The organism is Enterococcus sp. FZMF (assembly GCF_030263915.1).
Taxonomy (GTDB): Bacteria; Bacillota; Bacilli; order Lactobacillales; family Enterococcaceae; genus Enterococcus_D; species Enterococcus_D casseliflavus.
In genome coordinates this window covers 2,900,916-2,923,198 of record NZ_CP127160.1, presented here as the reverse complement: position 1 = coordinate 2,923,198, position 22,283 = coordinate 2,900,916, and the positions used below count along the sequence as shown (strand labels likewise).

The window sequence follows — 22,283 nt, the reverse complement described above, 5'->3', positions numbered from 1 at the left end:
TTATAATAGAAGAAAGCAAGAGTGGAGGATGGACTGTGGAAAACAAACATGTCTTTTATGACGGAAACTATGAATGGATTCAAGTCGACCAACAAGACGCAAAAAGCGTGATGGCACTGCAAAAACAATATCATTTGTCTGACGAGATGCTTACGTACTCTTTAGATAAAAACGAACGCGCCCGGGTCGAATATGATGCCGAAGAGGAAGCATTGCTGCTGGTTTTCAATGTACCTCAGCAAGAAAAGCGAGACAATCATTTTGAGACCAGCCCAATGACGTTTATTTTAAAAAAGAAGCAGATCTTTACTTTTGCCTCCCATGATACCCGTTATGTGATTCCGATGATGGAGCGCTTGATCCTGCAAAAGCCGCAGCAAACACCGCTGCACTTTTTGTTTCAAAGCTTATTCTTGATTTCAGGCACGTTTTTTCCACTAGTCGAAGAAGTCAATAGTGAACGGATTCGCTTGAATCAGCGACTACGGGAAAAAACCACCAATAAAAACCTGCTGCAAATGTCCGATTTGGAAGTCGGTTTAGTCTTTTTAGTGTCTGCCACGAAACAAAATGCGGTCCTCTTGGAGCAGATCAAAGCGTTATCCATTTATCGCTTGATGGATGATGACGAGCGGGAACAGCTGGATGATGCCCTGATCGAAGCCAAACAGGCAGTGGAAATGACGTTGCTGGCTTTTCAAATTTTAGAGCAACTATCTGGAACCTATAATAATCTGTTAAACAATAACTTGAATGATACCATGAAGTTTTTGACCGTTTGGTCTCTCTTATTGACTGTGCCTTCCATCGTCACCAGTTTCTTTGGCATGAATGTTCCACTGCCTTTTACCAATAGTATTTTCGGTTGGGGAATTGCCTTATTGATCAGTTTAGTGTTATCCATCTGGATGTTGATTGCTTTATGGCGCAGAATTCGTTAATCGATCACCAAACCTAGACCGGCGGCGATGACCAAGGCTTGTTCTTGATCGACCGTTAGCCCCCGCAATTGTTCAAAGGACAACGCGATCTTTTGAAATTGATTGGTCCGAAAATCTAAAGTTGCTAATTTTGTGTGAAACCAGTTGCTATTGTTCAACTGGTTTTCTTGTAGCGTCAAGTGTTTCCAATCCATTTCATAAAACTCACTGTCGTTTAGTTGGCACTGACGAAACAGCATCGTCCGTAAATTGGTGTTGCTAAAAGAAGCAAAGTTCGCCACGCAATCTTCAAAGGTGCAGTCACGGAAATAGCTTTCCGCAAAATTGGTGCCAGTCAATTTGCACTGTTTAAAGTGAACCCGATGAAAGCTGGCGCCAAAACATTCCAGATTAGAAAAATCGCAATTCTCAAAAAGAACGTTTTGGCATTCCCATTGACTCAAGCGTGTTTTTTGCATCGTCACTTTCTTGAAATGACATTGCTTTAAGATGAGATTTTTACAAGCATCATAGCTATAGTCACCGCCTTCGAAGAAAGCACCTTCGAAAAGCAGTTCTTCTTCTAAATAAAAATCCTGTGGCTCTAATGCCGACAATAAGGGCGGTAGTGGCAATACGATTTTTTTCTTCATCAAGATCCCATCCTATCTGTTTTTCTCTTCAGTATAACACGGCGAATCGCTGCCGCAATAGGTACGAAAAAGCAGTAGAATATTGTGAAATTTATTCAATCGGTTTGCAGAATGCTTTTATAACAAGGAAAATCCTTAGGTTTAAATACATAATTTTTCACAATCTTTTTGCTTGCAAGACGAAAATAATTTTGATATAGAAACTTGACCCGCTGAAAGTGACGTATATCAACGGAAAACTGTCATAAATTTTTAAAATCGCGAAAAAGTTGATAGTTTTCAAATTCACAAGCAAGCTATAATGACAATGTAAACAAAAGGAGGAAATTTTCCATGACAAAAACAGTTATTATCGGTGCAAACCACGCGGGGATTGCTGCTGCCAATACACTATTAGATAACTACAAAGACCAAGAGGTCGTAATGATCGACCGTAATACAAACTTAAGCTACCTAGGTTGTGGGACTGCTTTATGGGTTGGACGTCAAATCGATTCATACGAAGGCTTGTTCTATACAAAACGTGAAGATTTTGAAGCAAAAGGTGCAAAAATCCATATGGAAACAGTGGTTGACCATATCGATTTTGAGAAAAAAGAAGTGCACGCTGTAACCAATGACGGTGAAACGATCGTTGAATCTTATGATAAAGTTGTCATCGCAACTGGTTCTGTACCGATTTCACCAAAAGTACCTGGACGTGACTTGAAAAACATCCATTTCTTGAAAAAATTCCAAGACGGACAAACGGTTGATAAAGAGTTAGCATCAGAAGACGTGAAAAACGTTGCCGTTATCGGTGCTGGTTACATCGGTGTTGAAATTGCTGAAGCAGCAAAACGCCGTGGCAAAAATGTGTTGCTTTTTGATGCAGCGACACGGGCATTGCCAAACTACTATGACAAATGGTTTACAGAAGATATGGACAAAAACTTAGCTGACAATGGCATTGAATTGCATTTCGGTGAATTAGCACGTGAATACAAAGGAACAGAGAAAGTAGAAGCAGTTGTAACAGACAACGGCGAATACCCAGTTGATCTAGTGATCAACGCGATCGGTTTCTTACCAAACAACGAGCTAGGCAAAGATCATTTGGAATTGTTTGCTAACGGCGCGTACTTAGTGGACCGCCATCAACGGACAAGCGATGCAGATGTTTACGCAGTCGGTGACTGTGCAACGGTGTACTCAAATGCTTTGCAACAAACAACGTATATCGCATTAGCAACGAATGCCGTACGTTCAGGGATCGTCGCTGCCCATAATATTGGCGGAACGTCTCTAGAATCAACAGGTGTTCAAGGATCAAACGGGATTTCGATCTTCGGCTACAACATGGTTTCAACTGGCTTGTCAGTCGAAGCTGCCGAACGTAATGGCATGAAAGTGAAATACTCTGATTACGAAGATACTCAAAAACCAGGCTTCATGAAAGAAAATGCGACAGTTAAGATCCGCATCGTCTATGAAGAAGAAACACGCCGCATCGTTGGTGCACAAATGGCGTCACGTACATCTGAAATCGCAATGGGCATCCACATGTTCTCACTAGCGATCGAAGAAGGCGTAACGATCGACAAGATGAAGCTATTAGATATCTTCTTCTTGCCTCACTTCAACCAACCATACAACTACATCACGATGGCTGCATTGAAAGCAGAATAAGAAACACGAAAGTCGGAGCGTATGCTCCGGCTTTTTTTTGAAACAATCATGAAAACCGTTGACAATAAGAGAAAAAAGCAGTATACTATAAAAGTTGAGAAATAAAAGCAGAAGCACCCGCTTCTCGCCTGAGTGAAGATATCGCTGGGCAGAATAGGATTCCTACCATTTATTTGTGTGGAGTACGTGCGGGTTCGTGAAGAACTCGTTTTTTTATTGTCTGATTTCGAATCGACAAGCTTTTCTTTCTCTCAAAAAACTCGGAGGTGAATGACCATAGCAAAGGATATGATGGTAAACGACGGCATTCGTGCACGTGAATTGCGTTTGATTGATCAAAACGGCGAACAACTTGGTGTAAAGAGTAAAGCTGAAGCATTGCAAATTGCAGAACGAGCAAACCTTGATGTGGTATTGGTGGCACCAAATGCTAAGCCGCCAGTAGCAAGAATTATGGATTACGGGAAATTCCGCTTTGAGCAACAGAAAAAAGACCGTGAAGCTCGTAAGAAACAAAAAGTAATCAACATTAAAGAGGTTCGTTTAAGTCCAACGATCGACGTCAATGATTTCAACACAAAATTGCGTAATGCACGTAAATTCCTTGAAAAAGGGGACAAAGTGAAAGCTTCGATCCGTTTCAAAGGCCGTGCCATTACCCATAAAGAAATTGGTCAGAAAGTGTTAGATCGTTTGGCGGAAGAAACTGCTGATTTGGCAACTGTTGAGCAAAAGCCAAAAATGGATGGCCGCAGTATGTTCTTAGTATTAGCACCAAAAAACGATAAATAATGACTCACTGAGTTTCAGTTTAAAGTCAGATAACGAAAGATTTTGAGGAGGAAATTAGTTATGCCAAAACAAAAAACACACCGCGGATTAGCAAAACGCGTAAAACGCACTGGCGGCGGCGGATTGAAACGCTTCCGTGCCTTTACCAGTCACCGTTTCCACGGCAAAACAAAAAAACAACGTCGTCAATTGCGTAAAGCTTCAATGGTTTCAGCTGGCGATTACAAACGTATCCGTCAACAACTAGCACGCATGAAATAATTGCGTAACCCAAGCTTCACGTATACAAACAATTATCGATTTTCATATTAGGAGGAATTATACATGGCACGTGTTAAAGGTGGAACAGTAACTCGTAAACGTCGTAAAAAAGTGCTTAAATTAGCAAAAGGTTACTACGGTTCTAAACACACTCTATTTAAAACAGCAAAAGAACAAGTAATGAATTCATACAACTACGCATACCGCGATCGTCGTCAAAAGAAACGCGACTTCCGCAAATTGTGGATCGCGCGTATCAACGCAGCGGCTCGTATGAATGGCTTAAGCTACTCAAAATTGATGCACGGCTTGAAATTAGCTGAAATCGACATCAACCGCAAAATGTTAGCTGACTTGGCTGTAAACGATGCAGCAGCATTTACTGCATTAGCTGACCAAGCAAAAGACGCTTTAAGCAAATAATCAATAAAACATTGTTATATCAACGTTTATCCCTACTTTAATTAGTAGGGATTTTTTTTGACCCAGAAATTGACCCAGATTGTTTACCGTTTTTCATATAATCAGCAAAGTTAGTTGCAGCTTCTACTTTAGATTGTTCGGTTGATTTTACATAAATAGAATTTGTCGTTCTCATGCTGCTATGACGTAAACGGTCTTGGACTTGTTTCATATTAGCGTTTGAATCAAACAATAAAGAGCCGTGAGTTTTTCTGAATCCATGAACAGTAATACGCTTCATTGTTTTATGCTTATTGTAAAATGTAGCTAACCATGTTTGAGGTACATTAGGCGTTAAAAGTCCGTTATCCACACCAGAGAAAATCAACTGATCCAAGTTAGGTAAAAACCCTAATTGTTCTAACTCATTGCGCTGCTGCTTTTTCCAGTCTTTTAATACGGAAATAGTCCCAGAATCAAGCGAGAGTGTACCTACACTTGATTGAGTTTTAGGCGTTTGGATCAGTAGTTTTCCATGAAGTCCAGTAGCTAAAGTTTTGTTTACAGTCAGTGTATTTTCTTTGAAATCAATATCTTTCCATTGCAGCGCCAGAGCTTCTGATTTTCTTAATCCAGTAAATGCAAGCAAATGAAAGAACGTATACCGCTTTAGTGGGTATTCTTTCATACGTTGCAAAAATAGAAGAAGTGTATCACGTTCATAAAAATTAGGTTCTTCAGCTTCAGATGTTTTCTTTGGTTTAGGCGGTACAATTTTTTTCATTGGATTGTCTGGAATTTCTCCAATAGATACGGCATATTGAAATACCATACTTGTATAACTAATCAAGCGGTTATACCGTTTAGGGCTTGTTTCTGACCATTGATTAGCTTGTTTTTGACAGTAGACAACGTTTATACTCTTTAGCTTTAAATCCCCCAGAACAGATAATATATGCTTCTCAAAAACGATTTGAGTAGTGTATAACGTACTTTCTTTCACGTTATTCTTATATATATTTTCTAACCACTCATCATAAACTTCTTTGAACGTTCGTTCTTTTTTTACTGTACTCAATCCAGTAGTAGCAATTTCATATTCTAAGCGAGAAAGCGCAAGTTTAGCTTCTTTCATAGTAGAAAATCCACGCCTTGTGGTTTCACGCTGCTTTCCAGTGACAGGATCAATACCTAGATATTTTTTAAACATATAGGCGGTAGTACCATTTTTCTTTGTGTATTTTTTAATCATTGTTTTTTCCTCCAGTTGCTAACGCTGGGGGCGTGTGGAGGGTTATTTTTTCTTAGTTTGAACGATCGTATCTAATACCATATAAAGTATTTTTTAAAAACTCAATTTCTTCTTTTGTTAATTGTTTATTATCTAGTAGCAAATTAAGTTTATGTTTATTTCCATCTAAAAGAAAGTTTAAATCTAAATCATAATCTAAGATTCTAATAAAATTATTTAGATTAGCAGGTTTATCTTCATTATTGTTATTAATAGAATTTGTAATAAATTCGATAGGTAACATTGGAGTGGTTTCGTCAAATTCTTTTTGATACTGCTTTAATATATCAAGAATGTTTTTTTCACTATCAGAAAGCGAAAAATTGATAGCGTTTTTTGTGCTTTCCAATTCGTCAATTAGAAACTCAACAATTTGTTCTGAAAAATATATAGTTGAAAAATATTTATCTGCACTATCCAAATCATCATCATTATCTTGTTTATTTTTTCCATTTTCAGCTAACACTTCTATTATTTTGAATAAAGTTTCTACAGTTGGTGTTTTTTTACCATTTTCAATCATAGAAAGATAGGGCTGGGATAATCCAGTCTTTTTTGCTAAATCACTTAGGGTCAAACCAATTTCTTTTGATAGCCTAGTAAATCTTAAAATTGATCCTATTATAGCACTCATTTTATCACCTCATAAAGAATATAACATGGTTATATAACTGTTGACAAGAATAATAATTACTGTTAAATTATAACTAGGTTATATAACCGAAAAAGTGAAAGGAGAAAATAATATGAAAGCGAACGATGATATTAGATTTAAAATTGTGGACTGCCGTTTGAAATATTGGGAAGTTGCAAATAAGATTGGCATTGCAGATACAACGTTAAGCAGATGGCTAAGAACTCCACTAAATGAAAAACGTAAAAAGCGTATCTTAGCTGCTATTAACGATTTGAAGAAGGAGGTAAGCTAAATGGAAATAATCGTTGATAAGCTTTCGTTTGAAAGTGAAAGTTTTAAACCTATCAGAGAACAAATTTCTGAAGAAGCAGCAAAAAAAATGAAACAGATCATTGAAGCTATCAGAAAACAATATGAGTTTCCAAAATATATGAACAAGGCACAAGCTGCTAAGTATATGAACGTTTCATACAATACTATGATGCAGAAATATGTTCCTAACGGTTTAAAGTTGATTATCGTTGATTCAGTCGTAAGAATTTCACAAGATGAATGTGATCGCTTTATGGAAGAATACCAAAAATAAAAAAATCGCAGCGCTGGGGGCGTGTGATTGTCGTTCGTTACTTAGTCAAATGTATATCGGAAGTAGTTAAAAATTAGGAGGAAAACCAATATGAGTGAAATCACACAAACAGAAGCAATCGAAAAAGCTTTACGAGAAGTCATTTCAAAGGAAGCAGCGGCAGAATTAGCAAACTTGGAGGGACAAAACTTGGAAGAAGTTTGCAATTCATTGTTTGAACAAATGGAATATCAAGAATTGATGCCTGAAGCACCGACCGCTACAAGCCTTCTAAGAGAATTGTACGAATTGACGGAAGCAAAGTTCGTCGATGATTTTGAGATCGGGAATCTTCAGTATCAAGTATATGCAATTGTAGAAACGCTGGCAGAATTGTTAGGAATTGATTTGGAAAGAAAATGATATCTGTTTGGTGGTATGAAGATTGAAATAAGTGCATCAGATGCACAAATAGATTTGTTCAATTAATGAACGAATTGGCATTTGTCCATTTAATGGAAGAATTATCATTAAAAGAATGAGAGGTTTAATGAATGATTGGAGAAAAGAAAAAGCCGTTGCTGTAAAGATTCTTGGCGGAATCAGCAAAAGGCTACACGTAGGTAAAATACCTATATTTCTTTTCTCTAATTCTAACACATATTGATGGAGGAATGAAGAGAATGAACAAAAATATTGATATAGATATGTTAATTACTGATTCAAATTATATAAATAGCGCTGTTTCAGCATTACTTAAAATGTCTTACGAATCTTTGCAAGGGGGTTCTACAAAAACTGAAGATATAAACAAAATAATAGCTATTATTGCAAGCATCCAGTGTTTGTCAGACAGACACGCCGAAGAAATGAGTAAATTAGAAGAGGTGGCACAATGATTTATATAGGCAAAGTGCGACCATCCATTATGGAACCACCAATAGAGAAAAGTATTATTCAATTCTTTTCAGAATATGTACCGCTACAAGTCAATGTTTCTGATGATCCAGAAGAGCAGAAAAAGCTAAAAACGATTGTCATAAATGGTTTCATAGCTGGTGAAATGAAAGCCTTGATACGTAAGAACGAGAATTTGATTAGTCGTGACTGCTTAATTTTAGATTTAGATGATGTGGTTGTATCTGAAATTGATTTGATAGACGCCATCAAACAAAAACTAGGCAAATTTGCTTATGTTCTTTATCCAAGTGTTAGTCACGGATTAAAAGGCGTACGCTATCGTTTAGTAATTCCATTGGATAAGCCAGTGGACGAACAAGACTATAAGATACTGATTTACTTCTTTTCAAACAAAATACTGGATGACATTATCCACAACGTGGATCAGTCAAATCTTACCTGGTCGCAAATACAATTGTTTCCAGTATTGACACAATATATTAAGGAAGAACAAATTATTATCCATGACGGAGAAAACTTATTTCCCGTATCTGATGGCTTAGATGCCGCAAAACGTTGGCTGAAAGATTACAAGCAAGACACAGGAGGCTTAACTACACGCAAACTGTACAAAAACACAAGCCAATTCAAAAAAGGCGGTTCTCGTTATCGGAATACTACAACTGAATTATTTGAAAGTATTGTGACAGGTTGTGAAGAAGGAAACCGCAATAATCGCATTGCACAAATCACAGGAGGGTTGTTGGCAAGAGCAGTAGATGTAAAGGCGGTATTCGAATTAGTTAAAGTTGCCAATCAATATTTTACAGAACCGTTGTCAGAAAAAGAAGTGGAGGAAACTTTCTATTCGATAGCGAAGAAGGAGTTGGGAGCCAATTGAGTGAAATTATTGAATTACAAGAATTACAAAAAAAGAAGATTGGCGAAGAAAAGAAACTGCCTTCTTGGATTTACACAGATGAAAAAGGAAACACTAAAGTAAATGCTTCTAAGTTAGGTTATGAAATTATGAACGAGATTCCAATGATCCGAACAAATGGTTTGCTCTACGGTGCGAGGTTTGATAAAAAAACAGGATCATGGCGAATTGATAGTTTAAGCGATTTTTTAGACGGTTATATCACTGACAAATTGGAATCTTTCAATAAGTGGAGTCAGCAAAAACTAGGCGAAACAAAAAAGTTCATCATGATTAAGATTTTTGACCCGACTATGAAAGAAAATCCCTTTAACAATAGCAAGCCGTATCTGGCCAATTTTAAAAACGGAACTTACAACATAAAAACTGGTAAACTGAAACCGCACGATACTAAAGACTATATTCTTCAAAGTCATGATTATGTTGTAGATCCGAAATCAAATTTGAAGCCAGAGAAGGCAATCGAATGGCTGCGAGATTTGACCGGTGATGAAAAAAGCGCACAGCATTTAATGGAAATCATAGGATACTGTTTCTATCGAAGTTATGCACCTTTTCAAACCATAACGATTTTGCAAGGGAGTGGCGAGAATGGTAAATCCACTTTCTTAGATTTTCTAACAAAAGTCATTGGTAAGGACAATACCAGCAATATGACGCTTCAAGAATTAGGGAATAAACAGAATCGTTTTGCTGGTGCCAACCTATTTCAGAAAGAAGCTAATCTATTTGCGGATGTTGATTCCGAGTTTCTCAAGTCAACAGGGCTACTCAAAGCCCTCACTGGTGGGGATCGTTTATCTGCTGAGTTTAAAGGAAAAGACCACTTTATGTTTGTTAATTTTGCGAAGTTGATATTTTCAGCCAATGAGTTACCAGCATTCAATGACTTCACACACGGTTTTGAGAGGCGATTATATGTAGTTCCTTTTGATTGCGTGATAGACGAAAGCTTTAAAACTAAGCACGATTTAAAGGCCATCGAGAAAGAGATTCCACTATTCGCCACCTATTGCATAAGTATGTTTAAAGAGGCGCTAGACCGCAAAGAACTGACTGTATCAGACAAGATGAATCAAGCAAAAGATAAATGGTTGAAAGAATCGAATCATATTATGAGGTTCATTGAAGAAGTGTGCGAGGTTGACATGGAATCAAGTGAGGGAGATTCTTCTAAAATGATTTACGAAGAATATAGAAACTTTTGTTTCAGGGAGAACCTCAAAGAACTATCTCAACCGAAGTTTACTAAGCAACTTGAAAAAATAGGGATTTATAAAAAGAATCCAAGAGTAGAAAATCAGCGGATGAAACGATACATTCATTTGTTTTTGAAACAATATATTTCGAGTGAAGACTGAGAGTGTGTCTGGAAGAATTGAAAATTATCGAACCATCCAAACCATACTTTGCAAACGTTGGTATAGCAGCGTTGTGGAGTCGAACCAACTAAGAAACAATACCGAACCAACCCGAACCAGAATTTTCAAAAAATGAACAGAGTACTTTGTGGTTCGGCATGGTTCGGTTTAGGTACTTTATGGTTCGATAATAAACAGCATTGCAAATGCTGATAAATCAAGGTCTTGTACTAACGGTTCGGACGGTTCGGCTGTATTTATCTAAGGAATACACAAGCAAAGAAGATAGGAGTGAAAATACTGAAAACCAATAAAAATGAAAGAAAATACCCAATTTTAATTGCTTATGATACAGGATCACAATATGCAATTTGGTGTCCGTATTGTTCGAAATGGCATTTTCACGGAAAGAAAGATGGAATGAGGGTGGCGCATTGCATTAACCCACACTCACCGTTTAAAAAAACTGGTTATATTATCAAGTTAGCTACAAGAAACGATTTGGATTTTAAAAGTCATAATCTCTACCCAAATGACTATCCAGCATTTGAAAAAAATAGATAGGAGGGATGAAATGAAAAAGCCAACTTTAAAAGAATTGATCATATCTGCTGAAAAAGAAGTAAATCCAGATGATTGGTATCGGCAAGGGCTTATCCTAGAAAAATTTCATGGAATGTCGAAATCGGCTTTGCTGCAATATTGCAAGGAGATGGACGAAATTCCTGAATTCGCAGAAGGCTTACTTCGCCCGGGGCCTTCAACCACGTTTATTCATTACCAAACATTCTTATGGTTCTTAAAGTGGAAAGATACTAACAAATATTTAACCAATAAGTTATCTCCAAGCGAGGTTCTTAGATGATTTGGACCTTGTGGCGGTTAAGAACGGTAAAGGATACGATACTTGAAAAAGTGTTAGCAAGTATCTTTCGGCATCTATGTCGAAAACCGATTTTATCATCGAACCAAATAAAAGAGCATGGAGCAAACAATAAAGAATATTGAACAAGCGGATCTAAAAATCTGGCAAGATTCACTAAAAATTGCAAAATAAGGAGAATGAACAATGAGTATGGATAAAGTATATATTGATAAACAAACAAAAACAGTGGGTGTCGAGTTACCTAAATATGGGGAAATCATCCTAATCGTAAAAGATGGTCAAGTAGTCAGATATGAGACGAAAACAACAAATAAATTAGATTGAAAAAGCGTGTTAAAAGCTGATATATCAACGTTTTATAAAGATTTTATCGCTCAAATATGGTATAATAAAGACAACTTAATAATAATATCTGATTAGGAAGAACCAACGGATATGAGACGAAAAAAGCCAGTAATACGGCAGACGTCTCGTGTCCGTTTTTATTATTAGTTGTCCTTTGAAAACTGTATACTGCGGTTGCTGAAAAAGCCGTCCTAGATGATGACAATCCCAAGCTAGACCAACGATCAAAACCGCAACATAATAGAATACTGTTTTTTTAGGAGGGAAGCATGGATAGTGAATACAATTTAAACCGCTATTTGAACATAGAGGCTTATATCAGAAAGCTGGAACAAGAAAAACGATTAATCAGGCAAGAGCTTTATTGCCAAAGCCTATGCACAGGAATTGCCTATGATGAAATTGCTATCCATGCAAAAGCTCCCAAGATTGATTATTTAGTAGCAGATAACGTTGAAGCATGTATGCTCATTGACAAGCGGATAGAGCGGTGGAAATTTAGGCACAAGCATTTTATGCACTTCTTAGATGAATTGCCTGTAACTGAACGTGAGAGCCTTTTAAAAGGGGTTGAAAGCCCATCTTTGAAACAGAAAGCACTCGATGAAATATACGAGATAGAAACAGCTATGGCGTTCAGATATGAATGGGAAGTGCCGCAAGAAAAGGTTGAACTAACAGATGATTTGTTCTCGAATATTGCACTAATGGCGGAGGTGTTTGGATAGTGGTTTATGATTATGACATTCGCCCAAAATGGATACTCACTCAATGGAAGGCCTTTGTGGTAAATAGAAATCATTTAAAAGAGGGGAATACAGCAGGATATGCTCGTTTGCTATTTACTGCTTTAAAAGAGCTGCCAAAAGAAGATGTTTTAATTCTTTCTGAGAAGTATTACGAAACTGAACAAGGTGCCAACTTTAGTTATATGCATAACGGTTATCGAACTTATATACCTATAACAGATAAGGTATTGGCTGACCGAAGAAGAATATCTGTTCTTGAATATCGAAAAATCAGGAGCAAGTCAGAGGCGAAATTACAGGCTATTCTCAACCGATTGAGAAAGGAGTTTATCGAAATTGATGCTGACGAACTTGAGGAATACATTCTAGGCGTTGGGACTATTTATTTGAAGGATTATAAAATTATCGAGGGAAAGCGTGCGGATCCAGATTCTTATGTCTTCACGCAAGATAGATCCAAAGCGAAAAGATTCAAACAGGACTCTACACAGGGTAACCAGCTAAAGATGTATCTTCGATTAAAGAAAATGGAACCTCGAGACGAGTATATAAAATTCATTGATATATGGTTTGACTGATTAAGCAGAAAGGAAAGTGTAAATGACTATTGTAGAGATTATGAAGACACGCAAAATCAAACAGAAGCATTTGTGCGAAGTCACAGGGCTAAGTCCTGAGCAAGGAGAATGCTCTAAATGAGGATCGGGATGGATTGTTAGCTGATAAGAAGAAGTTGGTTTTGCTTAAAGGTATTTGTACCGCTGAGTTTAAACGCAAAGCAATGCTCACATTTGTAGCAAAGAACACGAATGGGTTAGATCCTGGTACTCGCAAGAAAGTAGAGGAGTTGGCAAATGAAAACAGAAGATGATTTCTTTAGCTATAGAGAATGGGAGAAATACCTGGAAGAACAACAAATGAAGCAAGAGCTGGAAGGAAATCCAGATGCTATTAAAAAGCTATCGCTGGTTGAATTAAATAAGCTGATCGAGGAAGACAGTACAAATGAAATTGCCATTGAGCGCCGCAGAGAGTTGTTGGCTCAATATAAGAAAGAACGAGTAACACAGATCAAAGAACCTAAGAAAACAGTAGTAAGTAAACTCAAAGAAAAAATCAAAGGAGCGAATCAAGAATGACAGTAGAGTACACAGTAACCACACCAGAGGTAAAAGAATTAAAAGAGATCGATATCAATATCAATGAGTTGGAGAAAGAGCTAGATAGTCTGGTTGAAAAGAGAGACAAGAAAGCTTCAGCAAAAGGTAAGTATAGTCTAGAAACATTCAAGGCTAACAAAGAAGCGAATAAGGATATTGAGGATCTTGAGAAGGTGATTGCCGAGGCGTACCAAGAACGTGCAGAAATTGCCGATAGTATCTATCTGAATTATATCAATCAGTTGAGAAATGAAACAAATCGAAAAGAAGCAGCGCTGTTATCTGAAACAAAAGAACTATTTGACAACAAGGGATTCGCTGAAGTAACTGCTTTATTGGGAACAGAAGCAAGTAGACTTTTGCAATTAAAGGATCAGTTGTTCCAATCTCACAACAAAGCAATGAAACATCTTGTAGAGGTTCTGGGTATTAAGAACAAAAATCTATTGGATAATATGAAACGAGAATACTACAAAGGAGGGATGGGCAATCCTTCAGTATTGAGTCTGTACTTCCATGATGTTAAACGATCAGTGAGTAACTACTTAGATGAAATCATTAGACTGAATGGCATGCCAAATAATAAATTTGAAATTAAAAAATAAATTAAATGGTTAACGGTGTGGGATGGCTATATCCCCCCGTTATTTTTATAAAAATAAAATCGGTTAGGAATCGGGGATGGAACTCCGATAAACACACAGGACCACACACGGGAGGGGGGCAAACATTGAAAAAGAAAGCAAAAGAAGCACGAATAGCGGCTGAGAAAGAAAGACTAACAACATTGATGGACGGAGTACCCAGTAGTAGCGCTGAAGTAGTCAAAGGTTTGATTGAGCGAGTTTCATTTATGAATGTTACTTTGTCAGAACTTGAAGAGGATATCAATAAAAATGGGTCTATTGAACTTTTCAAGAATGGCAGCCAAGAGTTTTACAAAGAATCGGCTTCAGTCAAGACATATAACACGATGATCAATAGATATACTGCCGCAGTTAAAGAATTGCTTAGATTGGTAATTGAAAATGACCGTGGGAGGCAGGGCGATCCTGATATGGATGAATTTATGAACTTTCTATCAAAAAGAGAATGATCGGGGGATAAAAATGGATAGATTAGAATATTTGAGGGATAAGGCGGATAACATTTGGTATCAACACACATTAAAAACAGACTTGGGAAACTCTTTTGATTCAATTTTAAACTACAAAGAATTACTTCGAAAGTTAAAAGCGATCGAGCGAGAATTAAGGCTGATTCAGAAGAGAAACAGCTCTAACCGAGAATTTATCAAGGCGTATTGTTCGCTGCTTTCGAAAAGGTTGGAGATTTGTAAGTTTTTAATTAGTGGATGCCAAAAAAATAATGACTTGGACAGCGCAAAGTATCGTGAATTAGTACAAGAAATGAAGGTAAAACAAGACGAATTTATTGCTATTAGGAGTAAGGGGTGAAATAAAACATGGCGAAAAATACAAAGGAGTCTGATGTAGTCCTCAATTTTAGGATGAACGGTGAGGTCGCTTATTCTAAAACGATTAAAGAAATCAATAATGATATGAAATTGGCGAAGTTAGAGTATCAAAATCAGGTGTCTGCAATGGATAAAAACGCTAGCGCATCTGAAAAATTAGCAGCTGCTAAGCAAAAGCTAGAAAAGCAATTAGATATAGCGGCAGCTAAAACCGAAGCATTGCGTGAAGAGTATGCTAAATCAGCTAAAGAAACTGGTGAAAACTCAGAAAAACACGTAAGCTTTACGAGATGTTACTAAAGTCTGAAACTAGCGAAAATAATCTTCGAAAAGCTCTTGAAAGTACTAATGATGCATTGGATGCGCAAGGAGATAAGGCATTAACGACTGCCGAGAAGCTAGAAAAAATTGAAGCGGCTGGAGAGAAGATAAAAACAGCTGGTAAAGGGTTGAGCGCCGCTTTTACAGCACCCGTTGTTGGTATTGCAACAGCTGGAAGTAAATACTTTAGTGATCTATCTTCCGCTCAATCTCAAGTTCAGGCCGCCTTTGGATTAACGAAGAAGGAAGCAGAGAACTTGAATCAATCGATTGAAAATGTATTTACTTCTGGAATGGTTACAAGCATTGATGAATCAAAAACGGCGGTTATGGAATTAGCTAATCAATTTCCAGAATTACGAAATGCTAGCGCTGAAACCATCACTGATATGACCAAGAAATTTTTAGCAATTGAAACAACGTTAGGTTCTGATATGACTGAAACTATGCGAGGCGTAAATAGCTTAATGGAGCAGTATGGTTTATCCGGTGAAGAAGCGATGGATTTGATTGCAAAGGCTGGACAGAACGGTTTAGATAAAACAGACGAGCTAGGAGATAACTTAGCAGAGTATGTGACAAACTTTAAAGATGCTGGTTATTCAGCAGAAGATATGTTTGCAATTTTGGAAACAGGTTTGGATTCAGGCGCTTATAACCTCGATAAAGTAAACGATCTAGTAAAAGAATTTGGTAATCGCTTAGTCGGCGGAGACGTTCAATCGGCTGTTGAAAATTTGGGTGGTAATTTTGTTAATCTGTACAAACAAATCCAAGACGGGAATCTCTCTTCCAAGGATGCTTTTCAGTTACTTGCTGGCGAAATCAATAATTTGAGCAGTGATCAAGAAAAAGCCGCGGCTATCGCTGCTATCTTTGGCTCGCAAGGGGAAGATGCTGGTATTAAAGTTGTTGAATCTATGGGGAAAGCTAGCGATGCGTTACTAGAAAACAAACAAGCCTATGAAGATGCAACTGGTGCAGCCAAGGGAATGACTGATGGCGTTGAAGAGTCAGTTACGTATCAATCAGCTATGAATGAGTTATTGTCAGCTGCAGGCGTTGTAGGCGAACAATTGGCGCCTACAATACTTGGCGTTGCAAAAGCTGTCAAAGAAGCCGCACAGTGGTTTAAAGGGCTTGATGAAAATACTCAAAATACCATTATGACGATAGCAGGAATCGGCGCAGTTGTTGGCCCTTTATTAGTTGTTTTAGGCAGTGTTGCTGGATCAATCACAAAGATAACCACAGCTGCATCAGGTTTTTTCGGCGTATGGACAAAGCTAGCTGGATTTTTAGGTTTATCAGGAGGAGCGTTTGCCCTAGTGGTTGCGGGTATTGCCTTGCTTATTGCAGGTTTAGTTCTCGCCTATAATAAGGTTGAATGGTTTAGAAATGGCGTGAATGCATTCTTTCAAGGTGTATCGGATGTCGCCGTTGAGGTATTCAACTTTATTGGGGGATACATTAGTGGAGTATTCGAAGGACTTTGGACAAATATTTCCAACGTATTCGAAGCTGGGAAACGCATATTCACTGGTTTTATTGATTTTATCACTGGAGTTTTCACAGGGGATTGGGAACGAGCTTGGAATGGTATTGTAAACATTTTTGGTGGTATCTTTGATGGAATTGTTGCGATTGCGAAAATGCCACTAAACAACATGATTGGATTGATCAACGGATTCATTCGAGGGATTAATAATATCAAGGTTCCTAAATGGGTACCCGGAATGGGTGGTAAAAGCTTCAGCATTGGAGAATTACCTTATCTAGCAAAAGGCGGGCATGTACTGAACGGCCAAGCAATCGTTGGTGAAGCTGGACCAGAATTGCTTACGAACAAAAACGGCAAGACAACTGTTACTCCGTTATCAGACGAAGAAAAACGCAAGGGCATTGGCGGCAAAGTACAGCCTTCTAAAGTGGAACAACATATCCATATTGGCAATGTCGATGCGAATAACCCAAGCGAATTAAACAAAATGAACCGTAAATTTTACCGTGCAAGCAAACAAGCACTTGCCGGTGTGGGAGGATAAATACAAGGCACCTAGCTTATCGGCTGGGTGCCTTTTTGTTATGCTTGGAATAACATATACTAGGAGGGTGATTGGCAAGACGAAGATCATGATTGAATTTGAAGCAATGAAAAAAGACCTTAGCGTGAGCTAAGGTCTTTACTATTTTTATGTACTCATACCGAGTATCGTTTCTATATCAGTAATGGTTAGCGCCATTAATCTATCGTTTCCGCTCCGAGTTTTATGGTGGGTAAATCCCATCTTTTCATAAAATTCAGTTGCTACATTTCGAGATTCTAATGTAACCATTATAAATCCCACATAAAGATACACGTTGTAGTAAAGCATCTCTAATATGGCATACATCATGCTAGTTCCTAATTTTTTATTTTGTTCGCTATGTTTTATTGCGAAATAAGTTAGTTCGATACTCGGAAAAATTGTTGGAGAAATGGGTAAACTGAACGTTCTGTTCAGTAATTTTGTTTGTTTAAACTTTTTAGTTACTTGCGTTTCTGATGTACAAAGAGAAAAGAAGCCTACTAGCTCCTTATCTCTCATATATAAAAATGTTTTGGAAATTCCTCTAGAGTCGAACACTTTTGACTGGTTTTTCAGGAAATCATTTATCTTTAATTCTTCTGCCTCATTTCCACAAGTGAAAGAATCTAATTGTTCATTTTCTATCAATGAATTGACGGGAATAATCGAATATTCTTCCTCATTCATATTACTTAGATCCTGAAATTTTTGTTAGTTTAGTTTTTCCGTGCAATCTCTTTGCTTGGCTAAACCTATTGGAAACAACTTTTAATTCTTGTTGTCTTTCTTTGGAAAGCTTCCTACATTCGACGTTTTTAACGAAATTTTGATACTCCATTTCGTTAAAATACATTGCTTCGTTGGCATTCAAAGCTCTCATATATATCCCTCCCGTAAATACAAGATAACTATCTTATACTTAAATGTAACAAAAAGAAACGTAACATGGACTCTCCACGTCATCGCTACTACAAGTTAAATATATCATTCTAAATTTGCTTAATCAATAGTTACGCCTAATCTTGTCGAAAAATTTGTCTTAGTTAAATGATATTTAATCTATGTACTTATTTTATTTCCTAATATAAATTTTTAATTGCTAGATTTAAAAAGCACCCTACTCAAAAGAGAAAAGGGGTTCTTTTATGTACCTTGTAGGACTCGAACCTACGACCGGACGGTTATGAGCCGTCTGCTCTAACCAACTGAGCTAAAGGTAAAAAGTAAAAAGAACCACTCCCGGGGAGGAGTGGCACAATTAGATGAAAAAGTTTTTCACATTTCATGCTGGTCAAAAAAAGTTATATACTTCTCTAAAAGTTTAAAATCCTGTTCCAAATTTTTTCTAATGATTATCTGATCTCCGAAAAACGATTTTCGAGATGTACGTGCTATCTTGTGATAAACATTATTTTTAATTAAATAGTCTAATTCTTCATTATTTTTCTCGAGGTTGCTTTGATCAGACGAAGATTGAAAGTATCGTATCGAATAGTATTCTAGGTGTCTTGCATTGTTAATGACTTTTCTATAATGTAGTTTATCAACTTTCATAGAATCACCTCTAATACAAATTTACATCATTCTTAACTTTCTATCAATATGTTTAATTAATAAAATGCAAATTTTAATCCTATAATTAATATAAATGGGTAAAATTTTAAAGTTAAGAACATATTATAAGAGATTTATAATCAATAATATCTATTACGTTGAAATAATGATAAAATAAACAAGAAGAGTATTAGGCGCACTTCCCCAAGTTTTCACCGCCTAACTACTCTTCTTAAAGTATTGCACGCAATTACTAATTTATAGCATAAACTAAATTACTGCAAGTAATATGAATATATTTATGTACAAGCTCGCCTTAGCAAGTCATTTGTTTACCAAGGAAATTTGATGAAGATAAGAAGAAAAAAATTATAGAACAATTGATTGCCCCCAGCGTTAATGAGTATTTTTTGACCCAGACATAAACGACCATTTTATAAAAATGACCCAGAAAATGACCCAGACAAAAATTACAGTATATGATTTATAATGAAATACTTTTTAAGAGTTGCTTATGTTTATGCTTTTTTTGATACTTATTTGATAGATAAAAAAGATTTTAATTAGCTGACCAAGCAAAAGACGCTTTAAACAAATAATCAATCGTTGGCAACAACGTTAGCCCCGCTCTTTGAGCGGGGTTTTTTGTTTTTTCTCGATGACCGAAGAATGGTTTTTCACTATCTTTCATATGTTTCTTTCCATTAAGCGAAAAATAGATTATACTTTTGAAAGCGTTTGTTTTATTTATCTTACGATTTTTCCACGAACACTGCAGCAAAAGGAGCATACGATGGCAATTGATTTATGGCGGCATTTTAAAAAAGGATTGACGGTATATGTTGGGATTGGAATTGCGGTCTCATTTTTGAGTGCCGCGAATGTTTTTTATTTTCAAAAACTACTCGATTCATTTGGCAAGACACTTGATTGGCCAGTCGTTTTTATCTATGGGTTAACGCTAGTACTGGTACCGATTTTGTCCTATCTTGAGCAGAAACCAAAAACAACATTGCACAACAGCATGTATTTCTATCTCAAAGAACAAGCTTTAGTAAAAATCAGCAAGATTGCCTATTCCGAGTACTTGCAGATCGGCTCTGGAGCACTCTTACAGAAAACTGAAGCGGGAGCAGCGGCTGGCAGAAATATCCATTTGAATTTTTATGGACGCTTGTTTAAAGAATTGCTTCCCGAAACACTGTTTAACTTAGCTTTTATTGCTATGATCGATAAAAGATTGATTCCAGCGATCCTTGTGGGCTATCTAGTGGTGTTTATTGTGACCAATCTGCTTTTGAAAGTTTTACGCTCTCTCAAAGAACGTGCGCTAGTTTCAGAAGAAGCCATGAATAGCACCTTTATTCGCGGACTAACGGAAATGGTCACGTTTCGGATCAATAAGCGGTTTGAAAAAGAGATCGCACAATATAAAAACATGTCTGCTGACACAACAGAACGCTTGACGAAAATGACGATGATCCATGAGTTTTTCTTTGGTTTTTTTGCAGTCTTAGTCGCATTGATCAAAGTCGTAATTGTGGTATTGGCATTTACAAATCAGATTACGGTCAGCCTGGGCGGTTTAGCAGCATTGATTATTTATGTGGATCGAATCTACACGCCTGTTGCAATATTTAACGTGATTTTTGTTCAATACAACTTAGATAAAGTTGCCTTTGAACGGTTAAACGAATTTTTCTATCTGCCAGAGGATAAAGCTTTAACACAAGGCGATGCATTGTCTGAGGCCATTAACTGCATCACAGTTAAGGATCTATCCGTCATACTTCAAGAAAAGCAAATCTTAACCGATAGCACACTGGAGCTGAAGCGAGGAGCGATTTATGGGTTAGTAGGAGAAAGCGGCGCAGGAAAATCAACGCTGGTCAAAACGATTTTAGGCTTGTATCAGCCGACGACCGGTGCGATCCTGATCAATCACAAAAATTTAGCTGCTTACAACTTAAATGATTACTATGAGCATATCTTTTATCTATCGCAAGATGCCCCAATCTTCCAAGGAACGCTGAAAGAAAATATTATTTTTGATAAGGAAATCGCAGACGAGGAAATCATAGCGGTATTAGAAAAATGTCAATTAGGCGCATTCTATCAGGCACTCAAGGGAGGACTATCAGCTGAAATTGGAGAAAAAGGAGCCAACCTTTCTGGTGGGGAAAAACAGCGAATCGCTTTTGCCCGATTGTTTTTCTCAGACGCAGAAGTCATTGTTCTTGATGAAGCCACATCTGCTTTAGACGAAACAACAGAAGAAAAGCTTTTTGCAGCGATCAAAGACCAATTGAAAAATAAACTAGTCATTATGATCACCCATCGCCCGCAAAATTTGATTTATACGGATGAGATCATTGAATTGAAAAAAACACAGGTTGTACCGGCTTTATCATAAAAGCAGCTTCAACCTGTGTTTTGATCAGCGCATCAGTAAATGCGGCAGTGTACTAAGGCATGCGATGATACCGACGATCAAGGTAAAGACCACGACGATGACTGCTGTTGAAAGGAAATCTTTTTTGACGTCGCGCTTTATCCTAATGGCATCGAGGTCTTGATTTTCCATGAAGGCAACGATCTCTTTATACGTTTTGATATTTTGGGTTTTCTTGATTTTTTCGATCTTTAATGCGGCATACATGGAGACGAGCCAAAAACATAGAGGCGGGACAATCCACCAGTATCCGGGTAAATAAAGAGCAGGCCCAACAGAGAGTGCGGTCAATAGTATAAAAAGCAGCATCATTTTTGTGTAACGATCCATTTCTGTTTTCTCAATCGTTTCTTTCATTTGTTCAACATCCCCTTTGACTAATTCATCTAAAGAAACATCAAATAGAACACTGAGCAATAATAAATTGTGAACATCAGGATAGCTTTTTTCATTCTCCCAATTGGAGATCGTTTGTCGGGAGACATAGAGTTTTTCTGCCAGCCCTTCTTGAGAGAGACTTAATCGTTCCCGATGTTTTTTTATTTGTTTGCTTAAGTTCATTTTATCCGCTCCTTCTACCATTAGTTTAGGCCAATGTCTGCATTCTAACGATCAAATGTCTTTGACAATACCTTGAAATCAAGTGTCAAAATGTTTTTACAGTTGGGTTTGGGGTGTTTACATAGCGGTACAGCGTTGATTTTCTTCCGTTAACAAGCGACGGTCAACTTGGTTATTGTTTTTTTTTAGACATACCTGCTGGGTTCTAAAAAAAAGAAAAAAGATGGCGAGTCTTTGCTGATTTTAAGTGTTTGTCCTTGTCTATTATTCATTAATTTCGCAAAGATGGGAAGAGGAGAAAACAACTAAGCGTGTGAAA

General features: G+C 37.2%; 30 protein-coding genes, 1 tRNA gene and 1 other annotated feature. Of the genes, 23 read left to right on the top strand and 8 right to left on the bottom strand.

What is annotated here, in order from left to right:
- The first annotated feature begins 35 nt into the window (after positions 1-35).
- Complete coding sequence (locus tag QN079_RS14245) at positions 36-941, top strand: magnesium transporter CorA family protein (RefSeq protein ID WP_060791518.1); 906 nt, start codon at positions 36-38, stop codon at positions 939-941.
- On the opposite strand, the gene QN079_RS14240 is transcribed toward QN079_RS14245, so the two are convergent.
- A complete protein-coding gene (locus QN079_RS14240) occupies positions 938-1,573 on the bottom strand; it encodes a pentapeptide repeat-containing protein (RefSeq protein ID WP_010749132.1) in 636 nt (211 codons plus the stop codon). The two genes, QN079_RS14245 and QN079_RS14240, sit on opposite strands and share 4 nt — an antisense overlap.
- A gap of 333 nt (positions 1,574-1,906) precedes the next feature.
- Here QN079_RS14240 and nox point away from each other — a divergent pair, with 333 nt between their 5' ends.
- The 4 genes from nox (at position 1,907) to rplT (ending at position 4,717) form a co-directional block, all read left to right on the top strand.
- On the top strand, positions 1,907-3,241 hold the full coding sequence (nox, locus tag QN079_RS14235) for a H2O-forming NADH oxidase (RefSeq protein WP_005228102.1): 1,335 nt from the start codon (positions 1,907-1,909) through the stop codon (positions 3,239-3,241).
- Positions 3,242-3,340: 99 nt separating this feature from the next.
- Positions 3,341-3,464 (top strand) — a sequence feature (ribosomal protein L20 leader region).
- A 47-nt stretch (positions 3,465-3,511) separates the two neighbouring features.
- Complete coding sequence (infC, locus tag QN079_RS14230; RefSeq protein WP_005228103.1) at positions 3,512-4,033, top strand: translation initiation factor IF-3; 522 nt, start codon at positions 3,512-3,514, stop codon at positions 4,031-4,033.
- A gap of 60 nt (positions 4,034-4,093) precedes the next feature.
- The gene (gene rpmI, locus QN079_RS14225) at positions 4,094-4,294 is read left to right on the top strand and encodes a 50S ribosomal protein L35 (RefSeq protein WP_003128650.1); all 201 of its coding nucleotides are present in this window, start codon (positions 4,094-4,096) and stop codon (positions 4,292-4,294) included.
- 63 nt (positions 4,295-4,357) lie between these two features.
- A complete protein-coding gene (gene rplT, locus QN079_RS14220) occupies positions 4,358-4,717 on the top strand; it encodes a 50S ribosomal protein L20 (protein ID WP_289230001.1) in 360 nt (119 codons plus the stop codon).
- Between the two features lie 37 nt (positions 4,718-4,754).
- Here the strand turns inward: rplT and QN079_RS14215 are convergent, their stop codons facing one another.
- Both QN079_RS14215 and QN079_RS14210 read right to left on the bottom strand, forming a co-directional pair.
- Positions 4,755-5,948 carry a tyrosine-type recombinase/integrase gene (locus QN079_RS14215; RefSeq protein WP_289230000.1) on the bottom strand — a complete coding sequence of 398 codons (1,194 nt, stop codon included), beginning with the start codon at positions 5,946-5,948 and terminating at the stop codon, positions 4,755-4,757.
- 52 nt (positions 5,949-6,000) lie between these two features.
- A complete protein-coding gene (locus QN079_RS14210; protein ID WP_289229999.1) occupies positions 6,001-6,621 on the bottom strand; it encodes a helix-turn-helix domain-containing protein in 621 nt (206 codons plus the stop codon).
- 112 nt (positions 6,622-6,733) lie between these two features.
- Here QN079_RS14210 and QN079_RS14205 point away from each other — a divergent pair, with 112 nt between their 5' ends.
- From QN079_RS14205 to QN079_RS14130, 17 genes are all read left to right on the top strand, one after another.
- Positions 6,734-6,916: a hypothetical protein gene (locus QN079_RS14205; RefSeq protein WP_195452506.1), complete on the top strand. Its 183-nt coding sequence runs from the start codon at positions 6,734-6,736 to the stop codon at positions 6,914-6,916.
- Positions 6,917-7,210: a hypothetical protein gene (locus QN079_RS14200; protein ID WP_195452507.1), complete on the top strand. Its 294-nt coding sequence runs from the start codon at positions 6,917-6,919 to the stop codon at positions 7,208-7,210.
- A 90-nt stretch (positions 7,211-7,300) separates the two neighbouring features.
- Complete coding sequence (locus QN079_RS14195) at positions 7,301-7,612, top strand: hypothetical protein (protein WP_289229998.1); 312 nt, start codon at positions 7,301-7,303, stop codon at positions 7,610-7,612.
- A 260-nt stretch (positions 7,613-7,872) separates the two neighbouring features.
- Positions 7,873-8,088, top strand: a complete 216-nt coding sequence (locus QN079_RS14190) for a hypothetical protein (protein WP_289229997.1) — start codon at positions 7,873-7,875, stop codon at positions 8,086-8,088.
- Entirely contained in the window at positions 8,085-8,990 is a 906-nt protein-coding gene (locus QN079_RS14185; RefSeq protein ID WP_289229996.1) for a primase alpha helix C-terminal domain-containing protein, read from the top strand. Before QN079_RS14190 ends, QN079_RS14185 begins: the two co-directional genes overlap by 4 nt.
- On the top strand, positions 8,987-10,390 hold the full coding sequence (locus QN079_RS14180; RefSeq protein ID WP_289229995.1) for a DNA primase family protein: 1,404 nt from the start codon (positions 8,987-8,989) through the stop codon (positions 10,388-10,390). The genes QN079_RS14185 and QN079_RS14180 overlap by 4 nt, the downstream gene beginning before the upstream one ends.
- Before the next feature lie 291 nt (positions 10,391-10,681).
- Positions 10,682-10,954 carry a hypothetical protein gene (locus tag QN079_RS14175; protein ID WP_289229994.1) on the top strand — a complete coding sequence of 91 codons (273 nt, stop codon included), beginning with the start codon at positions 10,682-10,684 and terminating at the stop codon, positions 10,952-10,954.
- Between the two features lie 10 nt (positions 10,955-10,964).
- The gene (locus QN079_RS14170) at positions 10,965-11,255 is read left to right on the top strand and encodes a hypothetical protein (RefSeq protein WP_289229993.1); all 291 of its coding nucleotides are present in this window, start codon (positions 10,965-10,967) and stop codon (positions 11,253-11,255) included.
- 204 nt (positions 11,256-11,459) lie between these two features.
- Positions 11,460-11,600, top strand: coding sequence for a hypothetical protein (locus tag QN079_RS14165; RefSeq protein ID WP_169793693.1), 141 nt, complete (start codon positions 11,460-11,462; stop codon positions 11,598-11,600).
- 290 nt (positions 11,601-11,890) lie between these two features.
- Complete coding sequence (locus QN079_RS14160; protein ID WP_003128326.1) at positions 11,891-12,349, top strand: hypothetical protein; 459 nt, start codon at positions 11,891-11,893, stop codon at positions 12,347-12,349.
- Positions 12,349-12,948: a hypothetical protein gene (locus QN079_RS14155; protein WP_289229992.1), complete on the top strand. Its 600-nt coding sequence runs from the start codon at positions 12,349-12,351 to the stop codon at positions 12,946-12,948. The genes QN079_RS14160 and QN079_RS14155 overlap by 1 nt, the downstream gene beginning before the upstream one ends.
- Before the next feature lie 276 nt (positions 12,949-13,224).
- Positions 13,225-13,509: a hypothetical protein gene (locus QN079_RS14150; RefSeq protein ID WP_289229991.1), complete on the top strand. Its 285-nt coding sequence runs from the start codon at positions 13,225-13,227 to the stop codon at positions 13,507-13,509.
- Positions 13,506-14,135 carry a hypothetical protein gene (locus QN079_RS14145; RefSeq protein ID WP_289229990.1) on the top strand — a complete coding sequence of 210 codons (630 nt, stop codon included), beginning with the start codon at positions 13,506-13,508 and terminating at the stop codon, positions 14,133-14,135. Before QN079_RS14150 ends, QN079_RS14145 begins: the two co-directional genes overlap by 4 nt.
- A gap of 125 nt (positions 14,136-14,260) precedes the next feature.
- Complete coding sequence (locus QN079_RS14140) at positions 14,261-14,626, top strand: hypothetical protein (RefSeq protein WP_060792594.1); 366 nt, start codon at positions 14,261-14,263, stop codon at positions 14,624-14,626.
- A 13-nt stretch (positions 14,627-14,639) separates the two neighbouring features.
- A complete protein-coding gene (locus QN079_RS14135; RefSeq protein WP_289229989.1) occupies positions 14,640-14,987 on the top strand; it encodes a hypothetical protein in 348 nt (115 codons plus the stop codon).
- 8 nt (positions 14,988-14,995) lie between these two features.
- Positions 14,996-15,307 (top strand): hypothetical protein, encoded by a 312-nt coding sequence (locus QN079_RS16615; protein WP_353957172.1) that lies wholly within the window; start codon positions 14,996-14,998, stop codon positions 15,305-15,307.
- Positions 15,298-17,373, top strand: coding sequence for a phage tail tape measure protein (locus tag QN079_RS14130; protein WP_353957171.1), 2,076 nt, complete (start codon positions 15,298-15,300; stop codon positions 17,371-17,373). Before QN079_RS16615 ends, QN079_RS14130 begins: the two co-directional genes overlap by 10 nt.
- A 147-nt stretch (positions 17,374-17,520) precedes the next feature.
- Here QN079_RS14130 and QN079_RS14125 read toward each other — a convergent pair whose 3' ends face one another.
- From QN079_RS14125 to QN079_RS14110, 4 genes are all read right to left on the bottom strand, one after another.
- Positions 17,521-18,084 (bottom strand): GNAT family N-acetyltransferase, encoded by a 564-nt coding sequence (locus QN079_RS14125; RefSeq protein ID WP_272017817.1) that lies wholly within the window; start codon positions 18,082-18,084, stop codon positions 17,521-17,523.
- A 1-nt stretch (position 18,085) separates the two neighbouring features.
- Positions 18,086-18,277 carry a hypothetical protein gene (locus QN079_RS14120; RefSeq protein ID WP_272017816.1) on the bottom strand — a complete coding sequence of 64 codons (192 nt, stop codon included), beginning with the start codon at positions 18,275-18,277 and terminating at the stop codon, positions 18,086-18,088.
- Positions 18,278-18,543: 266 nt separating this feature from the next.
- Positions 18,544-18,617 (bottom strand) — tRNA-Ile (locus tag QN079_RS14115).
- Between the two features lie 893 nt (positions 18,618-19,510).
- Entirely contained in the window at positions 19,511-19,642 is a 132-nt protein-coding gene (locus QN079_RS14110; RefSeq protein ID WP_289229988.1) for a hypothetical protein, read from the bottom strand.
- A 102-nt stretch (positions 19,643-19,744) separates the two neighbouring features.
- On the opposite strand from QN079_RS14110, the gene QN079_RS14105 reads away from it, so the two are divergent.
- Positions 19,745-21,364 (top strand): ABC transporter ATP-binding protein, encoded by a 1,620-nt coding sequence (locus QN079_RS14105; protein WP_289229987.1) that lies wholly within the window; start codon positions 19,745-19,747, stop codon positions 21,362-21,364.
- Between the two features lie 24 nt (positions 21,365-21,388).
- Here the strand turns inward: QN079_RS14105 and QN079_RS14100 are convergent, their stop codons facing one another.
- On the bottom strand, positions 21,389-21,964 hold the full coding sequence (locus QN079_RS14100; RefSeq protein ID WP_086337863.1) for a helix-turn-helix transcriptional regulator: 576 nt from the start codon (positions 21,962-21,964) through the stop codon (positions 21,389-21,391).
- Between the last annotated feature and the right edge of the window lie 319 nt (positions 21,965-22,283).